15 protein-coding genes and 1 pseudogene are annotated in these 18,377 nt (G+C 61.0%); 4 read left to right on the forward strand and 12 right to left on the reverse strand.

All coding sequences use genetic code 11. The features are described 5' to 3' along the window. Positions 1–25 precede the first annotated feature (25 nt). The 8 genes from AB3X95_RS04280 to AB3X95_RS04315 all read right to left on the reverse strand — a co-directional run bounded on the left by AB3X95_RS04280 (position 26) and on the right by AB3X95_RS04315 (position 7,263). Positions 26–820: an aspartate/glutamate racemase family protein gene (locus AB3X95_RS04280; protein WP_368620747.1), complete on the reverse strand. Its 795-nt coding sequence runs from the start codon at positions 818–820 to the stop codon at positions 26–28. Between the two features lie 55 nt (positions 821–875). Beyond that, the gene (locus AB3X95_RS04285; protein WP_184227202.1) at positions 876–2,357 is read right to left on the reverse strand and encodes an NCS1 family nucleobase:cation symporter-1; all 1,482 of its coding nucleotides are present in this window, start codon (positions 2,355–2,357) and stop codon (positions 876–878) included. A gap of 368 nt (positions 2,358–2,725) precedes the next feature. Next, positions 2,726–3,439, reverse strand: coding sequence for a GntR family transcriptional regulator (locus AB3X95_RS04290; RefSeq protein WP_368620748.1), 714 nt, complete (start codon positions 3,437–3,439; stop codon positions 2,726–2,728). Positions 3,440–3,758: 319 nt separating this feature from the next. Continuing rightward, positions 3,759–4,685, reverse strand: a complete 927-nt coding sequence (ldcA, locus tag AB3X95_RS04295; protein ID WP_176108311.1) for a muramoyltetrapeptide carboxypeptidase — start codon at positions 4,683–4,685, stop codon at positions 3,759–3,761. A gap of 26 nt (positions 4,686–4,711) precedes the next feature. Beyond that, the gene (gene tadA, locus AB3X95_RS04300) at positions 4,712–5,326 is read right to left on the reverse strand and encodes a tRNA adenosine(34) deaminase TadA (RefSeq protein ID WP_368620779.1); all 615 of its coding nucleotides are present in this window, start codon (positions 5,324–5,326) and stop codon (positions 4,712–4,714) included. A gap of 113 nt (positions 5,327–5,439) precedes the next feature. Next, positions 5,440–5,838 (reverse strand): DnaJ family domain-containing protein, encoded by a 399-nt coding sequence (locus tag AB3X95_RS04305; RefSeq protein ID WP_368620749.1) that lies wholly within the window; start codon positions 5,836–5,838, stop codon positions 5,440–5,442. A gap of 501 nt (positions 5,839–6,339) precedes the next feature. Then, positions 6,340–6,939, reverse strand: coding sequence for a 2'-5' RNA ligase family protein (locus AB3X95_RS04310; RefSeq protein ID WP_368620750.1), 600 nt, complete (start codon positions 6,937–6,939; stop codon positions 6,340–6,342). Between the two features lie 72 nt (positions 6,940–7,011). Next, positions 7,012–7,263 carry a LysR substrate-binding domain-containing protein gene (locus tag AB3X95_RS04315; protein ID WP_176125556.1) on the reverse strand — a complete coding sequence of 84 codons (252 nt, stop codon included), beginning with the start codon at positions 7,261–7,263 and terminating at the stop codon, positions 7,012–7,014. A gap of 673 nt (positions 7,264–7,936) precedes the next feature. Here AB3X95_RS04315 and AB3X95_RS04320 point away from each other — a divergent pair. Then, positions 7,937–8,764, forward strand: coding sequence for a hypothetical protein (locus tag AB3X95_RS04320; protein WP_368620751.1), 828 nt, complete (start codon positions 7,937–7,939; stop codon positions 8,762–8,764). A 235-nt stretch (positions 8,765–8,999) separates the two neighbouring features. Next, positions 9,000–10,445: an IS1182-like element ISBusp4 family transposase gene (locus AB3X95_RS04325; protein ID WP_368620752.1), complete on the forward strand. Its 1,446-nt coding sequence runs from the start codon at positions 9,000–9,002 to the stop codon at positions 10,443–10,445. 322 nt (positions 10,446–10,767) lie between these two features. Here AB3X95_RS04325 and AB3X95_RS04330 read toward each other — a convergent pair. The 4 genes and pseudogenes from AB3X95_RS04330 to AB3X95_RS04345 all read right to left on the reverse strand — a co-directional run bounded on the left by AB3X95_RS04330 (position 10,768) and on the right by AB3X95_RS04345 (position 16,352). After that, positions 10,768–12,215 (reverse strand): annotated as a pseudogene (locus AB3X95_RS04330) (IS1182 family transposase). Positions 12,216–12,485: 270 nt separating this feature from the next. Continuing rightward, positions 12,486–13,559, reverse strand: coding sequence for a porin (locus tag AB3X95_RS04335; RefSeq protein ID WP_368613831.1), 1,074 nt, complete (start codon positions 13,557–13,559; stop codon positions 12,486–12,488). Between the two features lie 189 nt (positions 13,560–13,748). Continuing rightward, entirely contained in the window at positions 13,749–15,191 is a 1,443-nt protein-coding gene (locus AB3X95_RS04340) for an MFS transporter (protein ID WP_184227210.1), read from the reverse strand. Between the two features lie 237 nt (positions 15,192–15,428). Further along, positions 15,429–16,352, reverse strand: coding sequence for a dihydrodipicolinate synthase family protein (locus tag AB3X95_RS04345; protein WP_184227211.1), 924 nt, complete (start codon positions 16,350–16,352; stop codon positions 15,429–15,431). A 183-nt stretch (positions 16,353–16,535) separates the two neighbouring features. Here AB3X95_RS04345 and AB3X95_RS04350 point away from each other — a divergent pair, with 183 nt between their 5' ends. Together AB3X95_RS04350 and AB3X95_RS04355 are read left to right on the forward strand one after the other, a co-directional pair. Continuing rightward, entirely contained in the window at positions 16,536–17,480 is a 945-nt protein-coding gene (locus AB3X95_RS04350; protein ID WP_368620753.1) for a LysR family transcriptional regulator, read from the forward strand. 140 nt (positions 17,481–17,620) lie between these two features. Next, complete coding sequence (locus AB3X95_RS04355; RefSeq protein ID WP_184227213.1) at positions 17,621–17,878, forward strand: DUF4148 domain-containing protein; 258 nt, start codon at positions 17,621–17,623, stop codon at positions 17,876–17,878. The last annotated feature ends 499 nt before the right edge of the window (positions 17,879–18,377 follow it).

Here is an 18,377-nt window from a genome sequence, read left to right on the forward strand (position 1 = left end):
CATACGGCCGGGCAGATAGTGCGTGTTACAGCGAGTGTATGTGCGCGTCCGCCTGGGTCCCCGCCGAGTCGGCGTTTACCCGCAGCGGGCCGGGGCTGAACGAGGCGAGCGCGCCGTCGTAGCGCTTCGTGAGCGGCCGTGCATAGTCGCCGCGCTTGGCCGTCGCGAGACGCAGCGCCACCAGTGCCTCGGTCCATTTGACCGCCGCCGTCACGCCTTCGATCACCGGCGCGCCGAGCGCGTCCTCGATCTCCGCGCATAGCTCGGCCATGCCCGCGCAACCGAGCACGATCGCGTCCGACCCATCCTCGTCGAGCGCGCGCCGGCATTCGTCGAGGATGATGCGGCGCGCCGCCGAGCCGGGCGTGTCGAGATCGAGCACGGCGACGTCGGTCGCACGCACGTTGCGGCAGAAGCGCTTCATGCCGTAGCGCTCGGCCAGATGCCAGGCCATGCCGCAGGTGCGCGCGAGCGTCGTCAAGACCGAAAAGCCCGGCGCGAGCACGCTCGCCGCGTGCATCGCCGCCTCGGCGATGCCGATCACCGGCCCGCGCGCCAACTCGCGGGCCGCGTAGAGACCCGGGTCGCCGAAGCACGCGATCACGTAGCCGTCGCAGCCTTCCCGCTCGCCGGCCGCGACTTCGGCGAGCAGACCGGGCGTGGCGAGCGCTTCGTCGTAATAGCCTTCGATCGACGGCGGGCCCATCGTCGGATTGACGGCGATCACTTCGGTGCCGGGCGCGGCGACCTCGCGCGCGCAGCGCCCCATCGCCTCGGTCATGCGGCGTGTCGTGTTCGGATTGATCAGTTTGATACGCATGGCGACTCCTATTCGACTCATATTGCAGCGGCAAAAAACTGGCGCTCCATGAAGCTCAGCGCGCGAGCATCCGGTAAAACAGCGCGCCGAGTCCCGCGCCGATGAACCACGAGAAATTCGCGAGGCCGTCGAGGCCCGGCACCATCACGCAGATCACCGCGATCACCGCGGCCGGCAGCAACGCGGCCACCGCACGATAGTTGACGCCGTTGCGATACCAGTACGAGCCGTTCGGCGCAACCGTGTACAGATCGTCGAGCACGATCTTCTGACGCTTGACCAGATAGAAATCGACGATCAGGACGCCGTACAAAGGTCCGATGAAGCTGCCGAGCACGTCGAGCGTGTAGTGAATCACGGCCGGATTGTTGAACAGGTTCCACGGCGTGATGAACACCGACGCGACCGCTGCGAGCATGCCGCCCGCACGCCAGCTGATGAGGCGCGGCGCGACGTTCGAGAAGTCGAAGGCCGGCGACACGAAGTTCGCGACGATGTTGATGCCGATCGTCGCGATCGTGAAGGTCAGCGCGCCGAGAATCACGGCCATCGGATAGTCGATGCGGCCCACCGTTTCGACCGGGTCCGTGATCAGCTCGCCGAACACCGGCAGCGTGGCCGCGGTCGTGATCACCGTCACCAGCGAGAACGCGAGGAAGTTGACCGGCAGGCCCCAGAAGTTGCCGCGCTTGACGCTGCGAAAGCTCTTGCCGTAGCGCGAGAAGTCGCCGAAATTCAGCATCGGTCCGGAGAAGTACGACACCACCAGCGAGATCGCCGTGATCATCACCGGCACCACTTCCATGCCGTGATATTTGACGCCGCCGAGGTTGATGCCGATGTTGCGCCAGCCCGCGCGATACACCATGTAGCCGGCGAGAATGAACATCACGACGTAGACGGCCGGCCCGGCGAAATCGATGAACTTCTTGATGGTCTCCATGCCATGCCAAAACACCAGCGCCTGCAGTACCCACAGCAGCATGAAGCCGGCCCAGCCGAGCGTCGACAGACCGAGCAGGCCATGCCGATGCACGTCGGCATACGGCAGCAGTTGCGGCACGAACTTCAGCACGACGATCACGAGCGCGCTCGACGCGAGATAGGTCTGGATGCCATACCACGCGACCGCGATCAGGCCGCGGATCACCGCGGGAACGTTCGCGCCGAGCACGCCGAAAGTCGCGCGGCACGCGACCGGATACGGCACGCCGTTCAGCTGGCTCGGCTTCGCGATCAGGTTGCACAGCACGTTCACGAGCGTGATGCCGACGAGCAACGCGACCAGCACCTGCCAGCTCGTCAGGCCGAGCGCGAAGAGACTCCCCGCGAAGACATAGCCACCCACGCTGTGCACGTCCGACATCCAGAACGCGAAGATGTTGTATGCGGTCCAGTTCTGCGCGCGCAGCGGCGCGAGGTCCGCATTGTAGAGCCGCTCGCTGTAGCCGGCCGGCATCGACGGATCGGTTTGGGCCGTGCCGTCCGGGTAGTTGGAAATGGGGTGACTGCCTGGCGCTGCACTGAACTGAGCCATGATTCCTCCTTTGGATAGGGACCGTCGAAAGCGCATCGACGGGCATTGCATCGGCCATGCCAGTTGCTCGCTTCTTGCCCTGTATGGGTCGCAGAAGTCGGCGTCGTGGTCCCGGACCGTGCCGCGCGTGTCTCCGTACTGACGTACTTGTGGTTGTCGCATCGCCGGCCGCCGCGGATTTCCGGCGATGCGTCGCTACCCTGAGGTCCGTCGTCTCGCGACGGACGTGCGTGCTCAGGCCGGCGGCGCTCACGCGAGGCCGCCCTGCCGTGCATCTATCGGTTCAGTTCAATTCAGTGCGGCGCGCACCACCTACGGGCGCTCGCCTGCTACCTGCCTCAGCCTGGAGTGGAGTCGGCTTCGGCTCTTTACGTTGATGTTTCTTTCGGCGCGAGCGCACCGAATACTTCGTGCAGATCCGCTGCACCGCGCGCGGGGCGCTCCAGCATCTTCAACTCGACGCTTTGCAGATGGCGCGACATCAGCGCGGCCGCCTGCTTTGCATCGCCGGCGTCGAGCGCGGCGAGAATCGCTTCGTGGTCCTCGAACGAGCACGGGCTGCGTCCGAGCGACTCGTACAGCGCGGAAATCAGCGTGGAACGCGCGACCAGCCCGTTCAGGCAATCGCACAGCACCGAGTTGCCGGTCAGGCTCGCGAGCTCCGTATGAAACTCGCCCGACAAGCGGATCCATGCCGGAAAATCGCGCGTTTCGAATGCCTTGCGTTCCCGGCCGATCATGCCGCCGACGTTCTTCAGACGCCGCATGCCGTGTCCGCTACAGATCATTTCGACGACGGCCAGCTCGATGATGCGGCGCATTTCGAACACCTCGTGCACCTCCTGCAACGACGGACTCGCGACGAACGCGCCACGGTTCGGCTCGAGGTCGACGAGCCGCTCACCCGCCAGCTGCGACAGCGCCTGACGGATCGGGCCGCGCTTCACGCCGAATACTTCGCATAGCTGAGCTTCGGTGAGCTTCGCGCCGGGTGCCAGCCGATGCTCGAGGATCGCCGCGCGGATGCGCTCGGCGATTGCTTCGGGCTTCGAACTGTTCGCGACTGATTCGGTGTCGGACATGATTGGCGTCTCGGTATGTTGGTCATCATAGGACGGACACAAATATTGTCAACAATTTTTGCGTCAATTTTCGACAGTTCTCGTGCTGCGTTGCGTCAAGAAAGGCCTGCAAGTCAAGCTGCGCGGCTGTCTGGCGGAAATGCTACCCGTTTCCACGGCGCGAAGCCGACTGTTGGCGGCCGGGTTTTTGTCAACAAAAACTGAAAACATTGGCGACGGGTGTGGGTGACGGTGAGCTGCATAATGCAGACAGTTAGTTGCGTTAGCCACGCGAAAAAAAGCGGGCGATCCGCCCGCCTCCGCCCCACCCACGCGGGCTTCAGCCAAGGCTCGGATAGCCCGATGCCGTCAGCCTGAAGCCATGCGCATTCGCGACCAGATGCGCATTAGCGCCGACCGGCAGCGTCACCATGTTGTGGACATGCCCGAACTGCAGCCCCGTCACGACTGGAATGCCGATCAGCGAACGCACTTGCTCGACCATCGCCTGCAGGTCGTAGCCATTGTCGTAGTCGTAGGGCTTGCCGCCCGTGAAGTCGCCGAGCACGAGCGCCTGCTGCTGCGCGAGGATGCCGGCCAGATGCAGCTGATAGATCATTCGCTCGATGCGGAACGGCTGCTCGTTGACGTCTTCGACGAACAGGATGCCGCCCTGCACCGGCGGCATGTAGGGCGTGCCGACCAGCGACGCCACCACCGCCAGATTGCCGCCCCACAGCGTGCCCGTCACATCGACGTTCTGCGCTTGCGGCGTGTTGCTCGCGATCGTGAGGGTCGGCTGCGTCAATGCCGACCAGAAATGCCGCATCGTGAATTCGCTGAGCTCCTCGGCGCCGAAATCGCTCATCAGCATCGGGCCGCCAAAGGTCTTCAGGCCGGCGCGCGCGAGCAGCGCCAGTTGGATCGCGGTGAAGTCGCTGTGGCCGACGAGCGCGATCGGCTGATCGGTGAGCCGCCGCTGCAGGCCTTCGTAGTCGAGACCGTGCAGAATCCGCACCGCGCCGTAGCCGCCGCGCACGGCCAGCACGACATCGGGCAACTCGCGCGATGGATCGGCGAGCCGGTTCAGATCGGCCGCGCGCTCGCCGTCGGTGCCGGCGAAGCGCTGGTAGCGGCGCTTTGCGGCCGCCTCGCCGTCGACACGATGCCCCTGCGCCCGCAGCCGATGTAACGCGCGATGCAACACCTCCGGATCATGCGGATAGCCGGATGGCGCAATCAATTCGATGGTGCGATGAGCGGTCATGGCGAGACCCGTTGGGCGTTGTTGTTTTAGAGCGGCGTGGTTGGGAGGGGTTCGTTGCTCGGGGGTGTTGCGGGGTCAGTGGCGGTGCCAACGGACCCTTCAGCCACTTCACCACGAGCCGCCGCGCGCGCTGCGCGGCTCGCGCGACGCCGCTCGGCAAAAAACGACCTGAGCGCGGCACCGCATTCGGCTTCGAGGACACCGCCGCTGACCGTCGTGTGATGGTTCAGCTGGGGATTCGCGAACGCATCGACCACGCTGCCGCACGCGCCGGTTTTCGGATCGCGCGCACCGAACACGACACGCGCGATGCGCGCGTGCATGATCGCGCCGGCGCACATCAGGCAAGGCTCGAGCGTCACATAGAGCTCGCAACCCGGCAGACGATAATTTTCGAGCGACTGCGCGGCGGCGCGCAGCGCAATCATTTCGGCGTGCGCGGACGGATCGTGCGCGCCGATCGGATGATTGAAGCCCGTGGCGATGACTTCGTCGCCGCGCACCAGCACCGCGCCGACCGGTACTTCGCCGGCCGCGCGCGCTTCTTCGGCGGCGGCCTGAGCGAGCGCCATGAAGCGCAAGTCGCGTTCGGAGACGATGGGAGCTTCGGAATTTCCGGGAGGGATGGCGGGACCGGCCACAGGTCGATCAGCCGCCGGCGCGGACACTGCGCCGATGCTAGCGTCAACGGATTTCTCGCCGTCCTCGGTTTGCGCCGAAGAGCCGATCGAGGCGGGACACGCGAGCGGCTCGTTCACTGTGAACCTGCTCCCGCCACATCGACATTGCCCACGCGTTCCGACAGACGTTCGGCGATGCGGCGGCAATATTCGCGCGGCAGGACCATCGGGCCGCCGCGCAGCGATTCGAGCGCCATATCGAGCGCGAGCATGCGGGCCTGGAGACGGCAACGGGTCGCCTGATCGCTCACGGCATTCAGCTCCGTTTGCAGGTCGCGCAACGCGCGAAGCTGCTCGACGGCGGGCGGCACGAAGCCCGCGTTTTTCAGAATCCGGTTGGCGACGCGCACCTCTTCCGGCACCAACGCATCATCATCGAGGGCCAGCGGCGCGCCCGCGCCCGGCAAATCGTCGAACTCTCCGCGCGCGGCGGCGGCAATACGCTGTTCGACAAGCGCATCAAGCAATTTCATCTGCAATCCACTACGTTGCGGCCCGAGCATTCTATCAGGGAGTGCACGGGCGTTCAGTGCTCCCCCGACGGCATAAAAGCGCCGATTTGCCGGCTATTCGACGTTTGACGGTGCTTCAGCGTCGACTTAGAGTAGGTCATCGAGCCGTACGACGCGCGCAGCGCTTGACTGGCGCGGCAAGCCATGATTTTCCTCCCGTCGAAGTCGATGCCGCGATGTCATTCAAACCGATCAGCGGTCCCAGTACTTTTCCCGTTGCGCATCCGCGTCCTGTCGGCGCCGTGCAGCCGGTGCGAGGGAGCCCGCACACGTGTCGGCGCATCGGCGTGGGTACCGCGCTGACGGCGATTGCAGCGGCCTTGCTGCGGCGTCTTTTGCGGCGGCGCCGCGGCAAGCGGTGGCGCCTATGCCGGAGGCTGCGGAACAAGCGTGCGGTTCTAACGGTTGCCAGGCGATACACCCGCGCATTCGACGCCGCGGTGGCCGGCGCGCCCCCGCTCCTCAGCTACGCCCCACCAACGGCCAGCGCGCGAGAACGATATATTTGGATCGTCCCAGCAGGCTGTGCATCAGCGCAAACTCGCGCACGTTCCAGCATGCCGGCTCGGCCGGACGGCGCTCGATCCACGGCATCCCGTACGCCAGCGTCACGTGCGGCGTAAAACGTGCATCGGGCTCGATGCCGTCGTCCCGCAAGCTCGCTTCGAGCGCATCGTGAAGCGCCTGCAGTCCGCGCACACCGTGCTCGCCGACGAGCACCGCCGGCCCGAGCCGCGGCTTTTTCGCGAAGCTGGCGATCGCGTCGAATTCGACCGTAAACGGCGCCATGCTGACCGCGGCGGCCGCCCGTTTCGCCGCCTCGACCACATCCGCCGGCAAGCCGCCCGCGAAATTGCCGAAATGCCTCAGCGTCACGTGCAAACGGTTCGCCGCGAGCGCTTTGCCGCGCACGCCGCTGTGCCCGCGTACCTCCGCGCAAAGCTGTTGCGCGAACTTCGCCATGCCGGCCGCGGTATTGGCATCGGGATAAACCGCGAAAAAGAGCCCGTCGGTGGGCGGGGGCGGCGCCTCTAGCCCGGGCAACCACAGTTGTTCAGGCATCGCGCCTCGTTCCCTAGCTGAATTTTTCTGCCGATTCGCATACCGCCGCACAAGCGGCCCATTGCAGCCATGTTACTGTATATTCATACAGTATGACAGACCATGCGCAATCACAGCGCGCCAGTGGCCGGCCGGCTTGCCGATGCGCTTGTACCAAAGCTCGATGAAGGACTGAGCGGCCGGCGACAACGAATGCTCGGCGCGTCGGATCAGATTCACGTCGCGCGCAACGAGCGGCGCTTCGAGCCGGCGCGCGACCAGATCGCGGTGCGGAAACGACGCCAGCGGAATGCCCGGAAAAATCGCGATGCCAAGACCGCCCACCCGGGGTTACCGCCGAATCGTGTCGTCGAGATGGGGGCGCGGCTCGATATGGTCTGGCATGCCGGCGTCAATCGCGGCGCCGTTCAAAACCTGCGAATCCTGCGGCCCAAAACAAAAAAACCCGCGAAAACGCGGGCTTTGATGTGTTGTGTTGCCAGGTCGTGCCGATACGGTCGAGACGGCTGATCATTCCCACTCGATTAGCAACTACCCACCGCAAACCCAACGCTGGGCCTGACACGGGTCCCATGGCGCCCGCCGATACCGTCAGCGATACCGACATTCCCGCCCGGCACTCAACGGCCTTGGGTGGGCCGCATCGGAAAATCGGCACCGCCTGCTTAACAAAGATCGTCTAAACCATGCATCTCCAGTTCATTCGGAGGTTGATACCGTCTGCGATACCGTCAGGTCACAACTGCCTAACTGAGCCGACCGGCGGCTGGTCGGCCAAAGCCGACAGTGGCCGATCAGGAACGTGTGGCCGTTCTAGATCGCTTCACCGACATTCGCGACCTGGTGCGGGCGTGTGTCAGCTTTCCTTATTGGCGAACGAGTCCTCTCGACCCGCAGCGGCCTCTCATCACATGGTCATCGAGCGACCGTTGAGCGCGGCACCTTGGTCATTCGGCCGAGTGCGGATGAACTTGCGCTGTCCATCGCATACAATCCCATGTCCAAACCGCAAACAAATATGATGCGCAGGCCATCCGTCATCGCAGGAATCGCGTACGTCCAGTTGTTGACTGCTGTACACATACTCAAGGCATTCGATAGCCCGTATATCAATCGAGTCCCGTTATACATTGGTTCGCCGCTCTCTGTGCATGCGCAATGGACCTACATGGCCAGTCTGTTGCCGGTCGCTGTCGTTGTTGGTGTGGGCTTGGTCCACGGCAAGTCTTGGGTACGCTGGATTCTCGCGGCGACTATTCTCGCCACTGCGGCTATCACCATCCCCGTACAAAATGCTCAAGGCATCTATTCATACGTACTCGCCCTACTGATAGGTTCCACAATTCTGGCGCTGCTTTTCCTTGCTCCTTCGGCAAGGACATATTTTGCTCATCCACGAGCCGCGAAGCGATCGCTTTCGGTGCGAGACCTCTTCGCGCGAGCGATGTTTGCCTTTTGCGCCGTGAACACGTCCTTCAACCTCGCAGATCGCTTCGCCGGTAAGGTTGAACTTGCAACAGCCATTGCCGTGCTCGCCATTCTTTCATTGCCGGCCCTCGTGCTGGGAATTGTCGCCCGTTGGCATATCACGACGGCTTGCCGTGAAGCTGCAACGGTCCTGCTATCGACGGCACTGTTCCTTGCTTGCCGGTTTTTGCTTGTCGCTACTTACGTTCACGTTAGTAATCTGACGGCTTTTCCGGAAGCTATGCGGATAGACAGTGTAATTCTCACATCCGTGATTGCTGTGCTGGGGCTATTGCTTTCGAGGTTGTCAGTACATCGGGCGTCTCGGCCGCAGCCGCTCACCGCCAGCGAGTCGTGAGATGGAACTCTCGGGCGACGAAGTTGGCGGAGAGGCGGCATAACGGCGTGTAGCATTTCAAACAGAATGGCGATGAATACGCTTCCTCTTTGCGAATCGAATGGCCGTTTGCTGGGGGCGAACCGACGTGCAAGCGTCCGGGCGATGGAATGAGCGAAGGGCGCCTCCTGGCCGAGGGTGTGTGAAAACGCACTCATCGCCTAAACTGAATCAACGCATTGAGATCGGGTGACTCATGAAGCGATTCGTTGAAGGCGATGACCGCAAGCAGGTCGCACTGCTTCCCGAATGCATCGATGACTACATCGGGCAGGACAATCCGGTGAGGATCATAGACGTGTTCGTCGACGAACTCGATCTTGCGGAACTCGGCTTCGATGGGGCTTCGCCCGCTCTCACCGGTCGGCCGTCTTATCATCCTGCAGTGATGCTCAAGGTCTACATCTACGGGTATCTGAATCGCTTGCCTTCCAGCAGGCGTCTCGAATGGGAATGCCAGCGAAATCTCGAGATGATGTGGCTGACGGGACGCCTGGCACCGGACTTCAAAACGATCGCCGACTTCCGCCGCGACAATGGTGCCGCCATTCGCAACGTGTGCCGGCGCTTCGTCGAACTGTGCCGCGGCCTGAAGCTTCTTTCCAGTGACATGGTGGCCATCGACGGCAGCAAGTTCAAAGCCGTAAACAGCCGCGACCGGAACTACACCGCTGGCAAGATCGACAAGCGTCAGCAGCAGATCGAGGAGAGTATCCAGCGGTACCTCGACGCGATTGAGACCGCGGATCGCGTCAGTCCAGCCGGTTTCGATGTGAAGACCGTCCGCCTGTATGAGAAGGTCGCTTTGCTGCGGCAACGGATGCGCGAACTCGAGCAGATCCGGAAGCAACTGAAGACGCAACCGGACAGACAGCTGTCACTGACAGATCCCGACTCGCGTTCGATGACCAGCAGCGGCAAAAAGACCGGAACAGTTGGCTACAACGTACAGGCCGCCGTAGACACGAAACATCACCTGATCGTTGAACACGAGGTGACCAATGTCGGAGGAGATCACGGGCAGCTCAGCAAGATCGCGCTCGCAGCAAGAGACGCGATGGGCAAATCCGGACTCAGGGTGCTAGCCGATCGGGGCTACTTCAGTGGCCCGGATATTCGTACCTGCGAACTCTCGGGTATCAAGGCATATGTACCGAAGCCGTTGACGTCTGCATCCCGAAAGAAAGGCCTTTTTACCAAGCGCGACTTCATCTACATCGCTAAAGACGATGTCTATCGTTGTCCGGCCGGCGAGCGCGCCATTCATCGGTTCACGACTGTCGAACATGGCATGAATCTGAAGGTGTACTGGCCCAGCGCATGCCCGCGTTGCCATCTCAAGGAGCGATGTTCTCCAAGCGACTACCGACGCATTCGACGCTGGGAACACGAACAGATACTGGAAGCCATGCAGCGACGGCTCGACCGGAATCCAGACGCAATGACGATCCGGCGCAGCACCGTTGAGCATGTGTTCGGTACGCTCAAACATTGGATGGGTGCCACGCACTTCCAGACCAGAACCCTCGCACGAGTGAGCACCGAGATGAGCCTTCAGGTGTTGGCTTACAACCTGAAGCGAGTCATGGAGATACTCGGCGTTGCGAAAACGATGAGGGCGATGCGAATGGCTGGAAGCTGAGGTCCTGCGGGGCCTTCTTGATACTGACAACCCTTAGACTGTCGCAAAGCCACCAACTACGGCCGGCCTGTCCGGCAACTTCCCCTGCATAGCCGTAGAACGGTTTCCACACACCCTCGGCCGGCTACGGCCCCACGCGGTCGGCCGTAGCCGACCCAGGGCGTGTGGAAACGGGAAGGCATTACAAGCTAACGCGAGATCTTGACGCCATCGTCGCGTTTGACTGCCCTTACGACTTGCACGGCGCAGACGCGAAGGTGGATCCGCTCTGATGCGTTCTGGTCGGGTTTAAAGGCTTACTTTCACGACCTACTGGGGGTACTCACGCCCCCACAAGCTGCATTGCCTTCATTGTCTTCTTAAAGCCCAAGATTCTCAGCACGCGCGTGAGATTGTAGGCAAGTACATTCAAACTCATCTCAGTACCTACGTTGGGCAACCTGCGCGTCAGGAAGTGCGTGTAGCCCATCCAGTGCTTGAACGTGCCGAAGACATGTTCAACTGTTCGTCTGCGTACCGTCATGGCATCAGGTGTTTTGTCCAGTCGACGTTGGACTTCCTCCAGCACCGACTCATGTTCCCATCGACTTATCCGTCGCTGATCGCTCGGAGTGCACTGTGACTTTATCGCGCATTGCGAACAGGCACTGCTCCAGTAACGGTGAAGCTGCAATCCGTGTTCCTCACTGGTGTAACGGTAAATTGCCCGTTCTCCAGCCGGACATTGGTATTCGTCGTCCCTCGCAATGTAGATGAAGTCTGCCTTGTCGAATCGGCCATGGTATTTCGCAGCTGATGTTGTCGGCTTCGGTAGCATGACCGCAATCCCCGCATCGGCGCGCACTCCTTGATCTGAGGCCCACTGTAGTAGCCACGATCGGCGACTGCCCGCAGGCTGGTCTTGCCCATCGCGTCGCGCGCAGCTTTTGCCATGGGGCTAAGCTGCGCCCGGTCGCTGCCACAGTTTGTGACCTCGTGAGCGACGATAAGGTGGTGTTTGGCGTCCACTGCTACCTGTACGTTGTAGCCCACCATTCCTGAGCCTCTGCCGCTAGTCGCCATGGAGCGCGCATCAGGATCTGTCGTCGAGAGCTGACCGTCAGGCTCAGTCTTGAGTTGCTCCTTGATCTGCTCCAGGTTTCGCATCTGTTCGCGCAAGCGCTCGATCTTGTCCTTCAGCCTGGTCGTCTTCGCTTCCAGCTCCGCGGGTTGAGTACGATCTGCGGTCTCCAACGCATTCAGATAACGCTGGATGCTCTCTTCGATCTGCTTCTGGCGCTTATCAACCTTACCTTCGGTGAAGTTGCGATCGCGTGTATTGACTGCCTTGAACTTGCTGCCGTCGATGGCGACCAGTGCTTGCGAGAACAGTTTCAGTTCACGGCACAGCATCACGAAACGGCCGCACACGTTGCGAATGCCAGTGCCGTTGTCACGGCGGAAGTCAGCTATGGTCTTGAAATCCGGCGTCAAACGTCCCGTGAGCCACATCAATTCAACGTTGCGCTGGCATTCACGTTCCAGGCGGCGGCTCGACTGGACACGATTAAGGTAGCCGTAGATATAGATCTTCAGCAGCACGCCCGGATGATAGGACGGGCGACCAGTAGTCGACGGCATCGCGCCATCGAAGCCTAGTGATGCAAGGTCAAGCTCTTCAACAAACGCCTCGATGATTCTGACCGGATTGTCTTCGGCAACGAAGTCATCCAGGCACTCCGGAAGCAATGTCACCTGCTTGCGATCTTCACCTTCAATGAATCTCTTCATCCGGTCACCCATGCTGAATGAGTTAATCCAGTTTAGGTGATCAGCGTGTTTTCACACAAGCTCGACCCTCAGCCGCCGTTCCGCCTCATCTAGCCAGAACGGCGGCTTCCGAGGGCACAACCGCCACTCGCGGGCAGAGTTAGTGCCGACCGAGCACCCGCCATCTCGGTGCTTGCTCATCGAGGCGCTTCCCGTCTGCAGGATGCTTCGGGAACCCGCTGGAATCGTCCACTGGCTCCAATGGAGGAGGTGCTCACCACCGGGCCGAAACTAGAACGTGTGTCGAACGCCGACCGTAAAGGTGTTGCCGGTGGGGCGAGCGCTCAGCTTGTCGTAGGTGTAAATCGCGTAGATGTCTGTGCGCTTCGAGAGAAAGTGGTCATAGCCGAGAGACGCCGTATTGCGGAAGCCGTTGGTCGCAGGGGTCGGTCCCGACCGTTGCGTCCGCGCCCACTCGGCGAGCAGGAAATCGGCCGGTGTGAACGGGATGGAGAAACCCGCCTGGTACGTGTGGCTGCCTGTAGGCGTACTCACGTCACTTGTCATCGCCCACGCGCCATAAAGCGTCACGACCTTGAAGTCGTACGCTGCGCCCGCGAGGTAGGCGTATTGTGCGCCCACCGGCCCGGCTGCGGTGTACCGTACGCGCTGACCGGATAGCACTGCCGTGAGGCCGTGACCTTGATAATTCAGGTGAACGCCGAGGTTACTGACGCCGGGCGACCCCGCGACGCCACCGAGGCCATAAATCACCGTTGCGCCGAAACCTTTGAAGTCTGGCGTTGTGTACTTGGCGGTGTTATTCCACACCGTATCGCCGATAATCGTGCCGCCATAATTGGTCACGAATGTCTGAAGGACGAGCGGAGAAAAGACAGTCGACGAACTGAACGGATTGATGAGGGATTCGGCCGTATAGGTCGGATTTCTGTGGCGCCCGAACGTCAACTGACCGAAGTCGCCTTGAAAGCCCACGTACGCATTGCGTGAAAAGAACGGGTCTGTGGCATTGCGGCCCTGCGCGCCGTTTTGAGGCTGGAAGAAGCTCTCCAAGGCGAAGATCGCGCTAACGCCGCCGCCCAGATCTTCCTTGCCGCGGATTCCCCAGAATGAAGTGGTCAATCCGCCGCTGCCCATAAGTACCGTGGATTGCGGCGTGTCACTACGTTTGACACTGCCGACATAGGTGCCGACGATCCCATACAGTTGGACTTGGGAACCACTATCTGCGCGGGCGCTGACAGAGGTCAATGCGAGGCCCGAGCTTAGCATCGCTGCTACGCCAAGTGTGCCTGCAACGTTCCGTATCGAAGCGCGGGCCATGACCCGTTGTGCCTTTTTCATCTCGGCTGTCTCCATTCATCTTTTTATATGCGACCTCCACCGACATCCGATCAGGACTACGAACGGAAGGTCTGGGAGCGTTGTCGCTATCTGGCGAACCTGTCGCGCTGAAATTAAAGGTGTTGCGAGCCCGGAGGCTCCTTCCCTTGAGTCAATATCAGGAGAAGGAGCGACAAGGGATGCGAGCGGTTACGGGGAGATCTCTTCGAGCGCGCGATTGGTCGTCTCCACCATTCGCGAAGCCACGAAGAAGCCCACTGCGCTGACCACAGCGAACAGGATGAATACCGCGGCGATACCTTTCCCTGTTAATACGACGCCGACGATCGCGGGTGCGGCAGCAGAAGCGGCTCGCAGCCAGGACGTCGCGAGGCCCGTACCGATCGCGCGCATCCGGGTCGGATAGATTTCAGGGGTGTAGAGGTACAGCAGTACGGTTGTGGTCGCCATGACCGCGTAGGCCGACGATCCCAGGAACATCACGGACCACGCGCTGCCAGCGCCATGAATGCCCAGCACGGCGAGCAGAATGCCGCTGATGATGAAACAGGCCATTGCCCAGCGGCGGCGCCCGACACGATCAATCAACAACGCGCAGGCAAGCACCCCACACGTGCTCAGGACGTTCGAGATGGACGCCATGTGAAGCGACTCTTGCAGCGGCAGATGGTAGACAGTCTTGTAGAGGCTGGGCAGCCAGTTGTTGATGCCGTTCGCGACAAAGTAAGAGGTCGCCCAAAGTAACCACACTATGATGGTGCGCCCACGGTAGAACGGCGAGAAAAGTTCCTTCCACGATCCCTTCTGCTTAGACTGCAGGCCGTTCAAAAGGCTCACCACGCGCTCGTCAACCTCGGCCTTCTGCGTCTGCGTATCGAGGTTGCGCTTGGGCGTGCTGGCCTCCAGGCGCTCGATGATTCCTTCCGCCTTATCAAAGCGTCCCTTTGAGATAAGCCAGCGTGGCGATTCGGGGAGACGCGCAATCAGGAAGGCGACAATGATGCCCGGAATGCCACCCACGAGGAACATATACTCCCAACCGAAGCGTGGGACGATGAACGCACCCAACTGCGCGGCTGCAAGCAGACCCAGCGGGAAAATGAGTTCGTACAGGATAAAGAAGCGTCCTCGGCCATGCGCTTGCGACAGCTCGTTGATATACGTGGCCGCGACGGGCACTTCTCCGCCCACGCCGATGCCTTGCAGAAAACGCATCAAGAACAGCATGTGGAAGCTGCCGGTGAAGGCGCAGACGATGCTCATGGCTGACATCACACCTACCGTCACGGTCGCACTCGGTACGCGACCGATACGCTCAGCAAGCCAGCCGAACACCAACGCACCCACGACCTGGCCGAGATAGCCGGCGGCGATCAGCACGCCGATCTGGCCGGGAGAAAGATGCCAGAGACCCACCAGAACCGGCAGGACAAAAGCAAGCGAGAGCGCATCGAATGCGTCAAAGAGGGTCGCGCTGCCCATGATGATCCGGGCCTTCGTGTGCCACCGACAGAACGGTACGTTCTCGATCCGGAACAGCAAATTCGCCGCACGCAACCGCTCGCGCGTGGTGCGCGTTGCGCTCTCGGATTGACCAACGCCGACGCCATAAGCGGTCAAAGGGGTGTTCATGCTGTCTCCTGAAAAGCTGCATTTTATGGGCCCTCAGATTTCTTCTTGTCTTGAAGCACTGGTCGCGTTTCTCTATGGTTGTGTCGCGACTTCGGAGCTTTCTTGGTCGTTTACCGATCCTGTTGTGGGCGACGCGCGAAACGAGGCTTCGCGCGTCGCCGTTACCGCTCGACATCGATAGCGAAGCCGGGCGCCGCTCCACTACCGCAATGACGCTTTCAGTGCGCCGCTTTGTCGTCAGTCGACGAGGCCCGCCGAGCGAAGCGCGTCTGCGATTTCCACGTCCGCACCTTCGGCGAGCGGCATCAACGGCGAGCGCACCGTAGCGTGCTCGAGGATGCCGCGCGCCACCAGACCGTGCTTGAGTGCGACGGTGCCTTCCATGTGCGAGCCGCGGTGGTACACATTGCGTGTCACGGGCAGCAGGCGATCGTGGATAGCGCGAGCGGCCTTGTAGTCTTTCGCCTTGCCCGCTTTGATCAGCTCAATCAGCGGTTCGGGGGCCAGGCCACCGTAGCCGACCAGCGCACCATCGACGTCAAACATCGTGTGGAGCAAATACTCGTCGTGGCAGGTGAGGATTTGCAGTTCCGGACGCTCGCGACGGATGACGGGGATTTCCGTGTCCCAGCGGCGCATGTTGCGCACGCCGTTCTTCATTGCGAAGACGCCAGGCTGTGCTGCGATGTCCAGTTGCGTGTCCAGGTTGTAGGTTGCCTTGGTGGCATCCGGGTACTGAAACAGGATGAGCGGCAGGCCGCTACCTTCGTAAATGGCGCGGTAGCGATCTTGCGGCGCCCCCTTCTGGTAGCCAAAGCGCAACCAGCCGTGCGACGGGTACACAAGACCTGCCGACGCGCCTGCCTCTACAGCGCGCTTCGCCTCTTCCACCGCCACTTCGGTGCCTTCCAGCGTGATACCGGCGATGACCGGGATCTTGCCGTCTACCGACTTGACGAAGCTTTGAATGACCTCAGCCTGTTCTTTCTGCGTGAGGAACGTGCCTTCGCCAGCGTGGCCAAGAACAGTCAGACCTTTCACGCCCTCGATACTGCCAAGCCAGGAACCCAGCCGTTGAATTGCTGCATGGTCCACTGCTCCATCACGGGTAAAGGGGGTAACAGGTGCCGGGACCAAACCGCGCAGATCGATTGCCTTCATGACGCCTCCAAATATGAGCTTTTCGGCTCCTCTTTCCGCAGAGGAGAGCCCGCTGGTTCTTTCGCTTCAGGCTGGAAACAACGGTGCATGCGTTGCAGTGTAGGGAGGAGCGGCCCATGCGAGAACTGCTGAAAGGGACATTTCAGCTATACTGATTTGGTATATCTCGATTGGAGGCCAGCGATGGACTACGCTGCCTGGAAGCTATTCATCGACGCGGCTGAGTTGGGGAGCTTGAGCAAGGTTGCCAATGCTTATGAGACAAGTCAGCCACACATCAGCCGCCAGATCGTCGAGCTAGAGCGATACTGCGGCGGCCGCCTGTTTCAGCGGACGGGGCGCGGCGTTGTATTGACGGAGCTTGGGGCGCGAATTGCCCCGCGCGTCAGAACGTGGCTCGCCAGTACCGAACAATTGTCCAACGACATCCGGAGCACGGCGGGAGAGCCGATCGGGGTGGTCAGAATCGGGATACTGCCCTCAACCGCTCATCCCCTTGTCAGCACCCTTTACCATCGTCTCAGGGAGCGTTACCCCCTGGTGCAACTGCAGGTGCGCGAAGGTCAAGGAGCGTTGTTGGAAACGTGGTTGGAAAACGGCAGCGTTGATCTCGCAATCCTTTTCCGAAACAGTCCGACACCGAAAGACGGTGATGAGTATCTGGTTGAGGCCGCCACTTACCTTGTCGGGGCAAAGGGCGATCCTTTAACCGAGCAGAGTACGATCGCCTTTTCGAAGCTCAACGGAATTCCGCTGGTCTCTTTCTGCCGCCCCAATAGCTGGCGCGACCGCCTGGAACAAATCGCTGGTGAACATCGGTTAACCCTTAACTTCGCGGCAGAAGCCGACTCATTGAGCCTGCAAGGGCACATCGTGGCGGACGGCGGAATCTACGCGTTGCTCGGACCTTACGCGATCGCGAATCTCGAAAAGGAATGTCAGTTGCAAGCGTCGATGGTGGTCGATCCGCCAGTACCGCGGTTCATTGCGCTGGCTATGTCCCCACATGGCGAACTAACGCTGGCGTGCCGCACGGTGATGCAACTCACCAAGGAAATCGCGCGATCGCGAAATTTGTCCTCGGACCTTCGGCTGGGCATGTCTGCAGCCTTCCTGCGATCCATCTGAGAAGCTTCTGCGGGCGCACAATTCTGCTTGTGGGTGGAAATTCACTTTTGTACGGATGAGGGTAAACACCTAGATTTTGGCGCATATAATTCGTGCCTCTGAGAAGCCCGACTAACTAGCGCCAAAAAGTAGGTTTTGTGATGAAACAGATATTCGTTGCGGGTACGCTCGCCCTGCTTGCCTCAGCTCCCGTCGCTTCGTTCGCCCAAACTGACGCACCAGTTACGCGGGCACAAGTACGAGCCGAACTCGTTAAGCTCGAAAGAGCTGGATACAACCCGATCCCCGATGATGTGGACTATCCTTCCAGGCTGCAGAAGGCCGAAGCTCGATTGCAAGCTGAGCAACCGGCATCCCTGCGCCAGGCGGCGACTAAAATTGGCACCGAGCAACGATGACTTGTCCTTTTGCCCGCTAGCCGGCGGACCTCGTTATGGCTGGCCGATGCTGTAAGCCTCACGAACTGGCCCTTCTCCATCGGTGAACCCGTCTCTTCCGAAGCTTTCCCAAGCGGTCGACCTTTGGCTCGGCGTTCTTGAATGGGCACGACAAGCAAAGTGGTCGACCCGCCGCGCTGCTTGACGCTGTCCACTTAAGGCCCTTCCACGCTTGAATGACGCTTGGCGGACCGGTACCTGCCGTTCAAATGTCCATGGAAAGAGAGTCTCGATTATCTCTTCCTGGCCGGTTGTACCCATTCAGTTCCGTTCATCGGGAGCCGCCGTTCCCTACGGCAGCGGCAGCTTTGTGGCGCCGTGAATGGGTACAACCGGTAGAGTCGAGTTGTGGCGCGGTAGCATTAGGTTCGGTTTGTCTGTTTCCGCCCCTTTCGTCTGGCGGTGCCCGAGTACCCTGGCCTTAACCCCGGTTCCACAACCCGCTCATCGAACCGGACGT

This window comes from Paraburkholderia sp. BR13444, from assembly GCF_040948755.1.
Taxonomy (GTDB): domain Bacteria; phylum Pseudomonadota; class Gammaproteobacteria; order Burkholderiales; family Burkholderiaceae; genus Paraburkholderia; species Paraburkholderia youngii.

Excerpts from the sequence above, each read along its gene's own strand:
- AB3X95_RS04280 (WP_368620747.1), bottom strand. The coding sequence starts at position 820 with ATGCGTATCAAACTGATCAATCCGAACACGACACGCCGCATGACCGAG.
- AB3X95_RS04285 (WP_184227202.1), bottom strand. The coding sequence starts at position 2,357 with ATGGCTCAGTTCAGTGCAGCGCCAGGCAGTCACCCCATTTCCAACTAC.
- AB3X95_RS04290 (WP_368620748.1), bottom strand. The coding sequence starts at position 3,439 with ATGTCCGACACCGAATCAGTCGCGAACAGTTCGAAGCCCGAAGCAATC.
- ldcA (WP_176108311.1), bottom strand. The coding sequence starts at position 4,685 with ATGACCGCTCATCGCACCATCGAATTGATTGCGCCATCCGGCTATCCG.
- AB3X95_RS04305 (WP_368620749.1), bottom strand. The coding sequence starts at position 5,838 with ATGAAATTGCTTGATGCGCTTGTCGAACAGCGTATTGCCGCCGCCGCG.
- AB3X95_RS04310 (WP_368620750.1), bottom strand. The coding sequence starts at position 6,939 with ATGCCTGAACAACTGTGGTTGCCCGGGCTAGAGGCGCCGCCCCCGCCC.
- AB3X95_RS04320 (WP_368620751.1), top strand. The coding sequence starts at position 7,937 with ATGTCCAAACCGCAAACAAATATGATGCGCAGGCCATCCGTCATCGCA.
- AB3X95_RS04325 (WP_368620752.1), top strand. The coding sequence starts at position 9,000 with ATGAAGCGATTCGTTGAAGGCGATGACCGCAAGCAGGTCGCACTGCTT.
- AB3X95_RS04335 (WP_368613831.1), bottom strand. The coding sequence starts at position 13,559 with ATGAAAAAGGCACAACGGGTCATGGCCCGCGCTTCGATACGGAACGTT.
- AB3X95_RS04340 (WP_184227210.1), bottom strand. The coding sequence starts at position 15,191 with ATGAACACCCCTTTGACCGCTTATGGCGTCGGCGTTGGTCAATCCGAG.
- AB3X95_RS04345 (WP_184227211.1), bottom strand. The coding sequence starts at position 16,352 with ATGAAGGCAATCGATCTGCGCGGTTTGGTCCCGGCACCTGTTACCCCC.
- AB3X95_RS04350 (WP_368620753.1), top strand. The coding sequence starts at position 16,536 with ATGGACTACGCTGCCTGGAAGCTATTCATCGACGCGGCTGAGTTGGGG.
- AB3X95_RS04355 (WP_184227213.1), top strand. The coding sequence starts at position 17,621 with ATGAAACAGATATTCGTTGCGGGTACGCTCGCCCTGCTTGCCTCAGCT.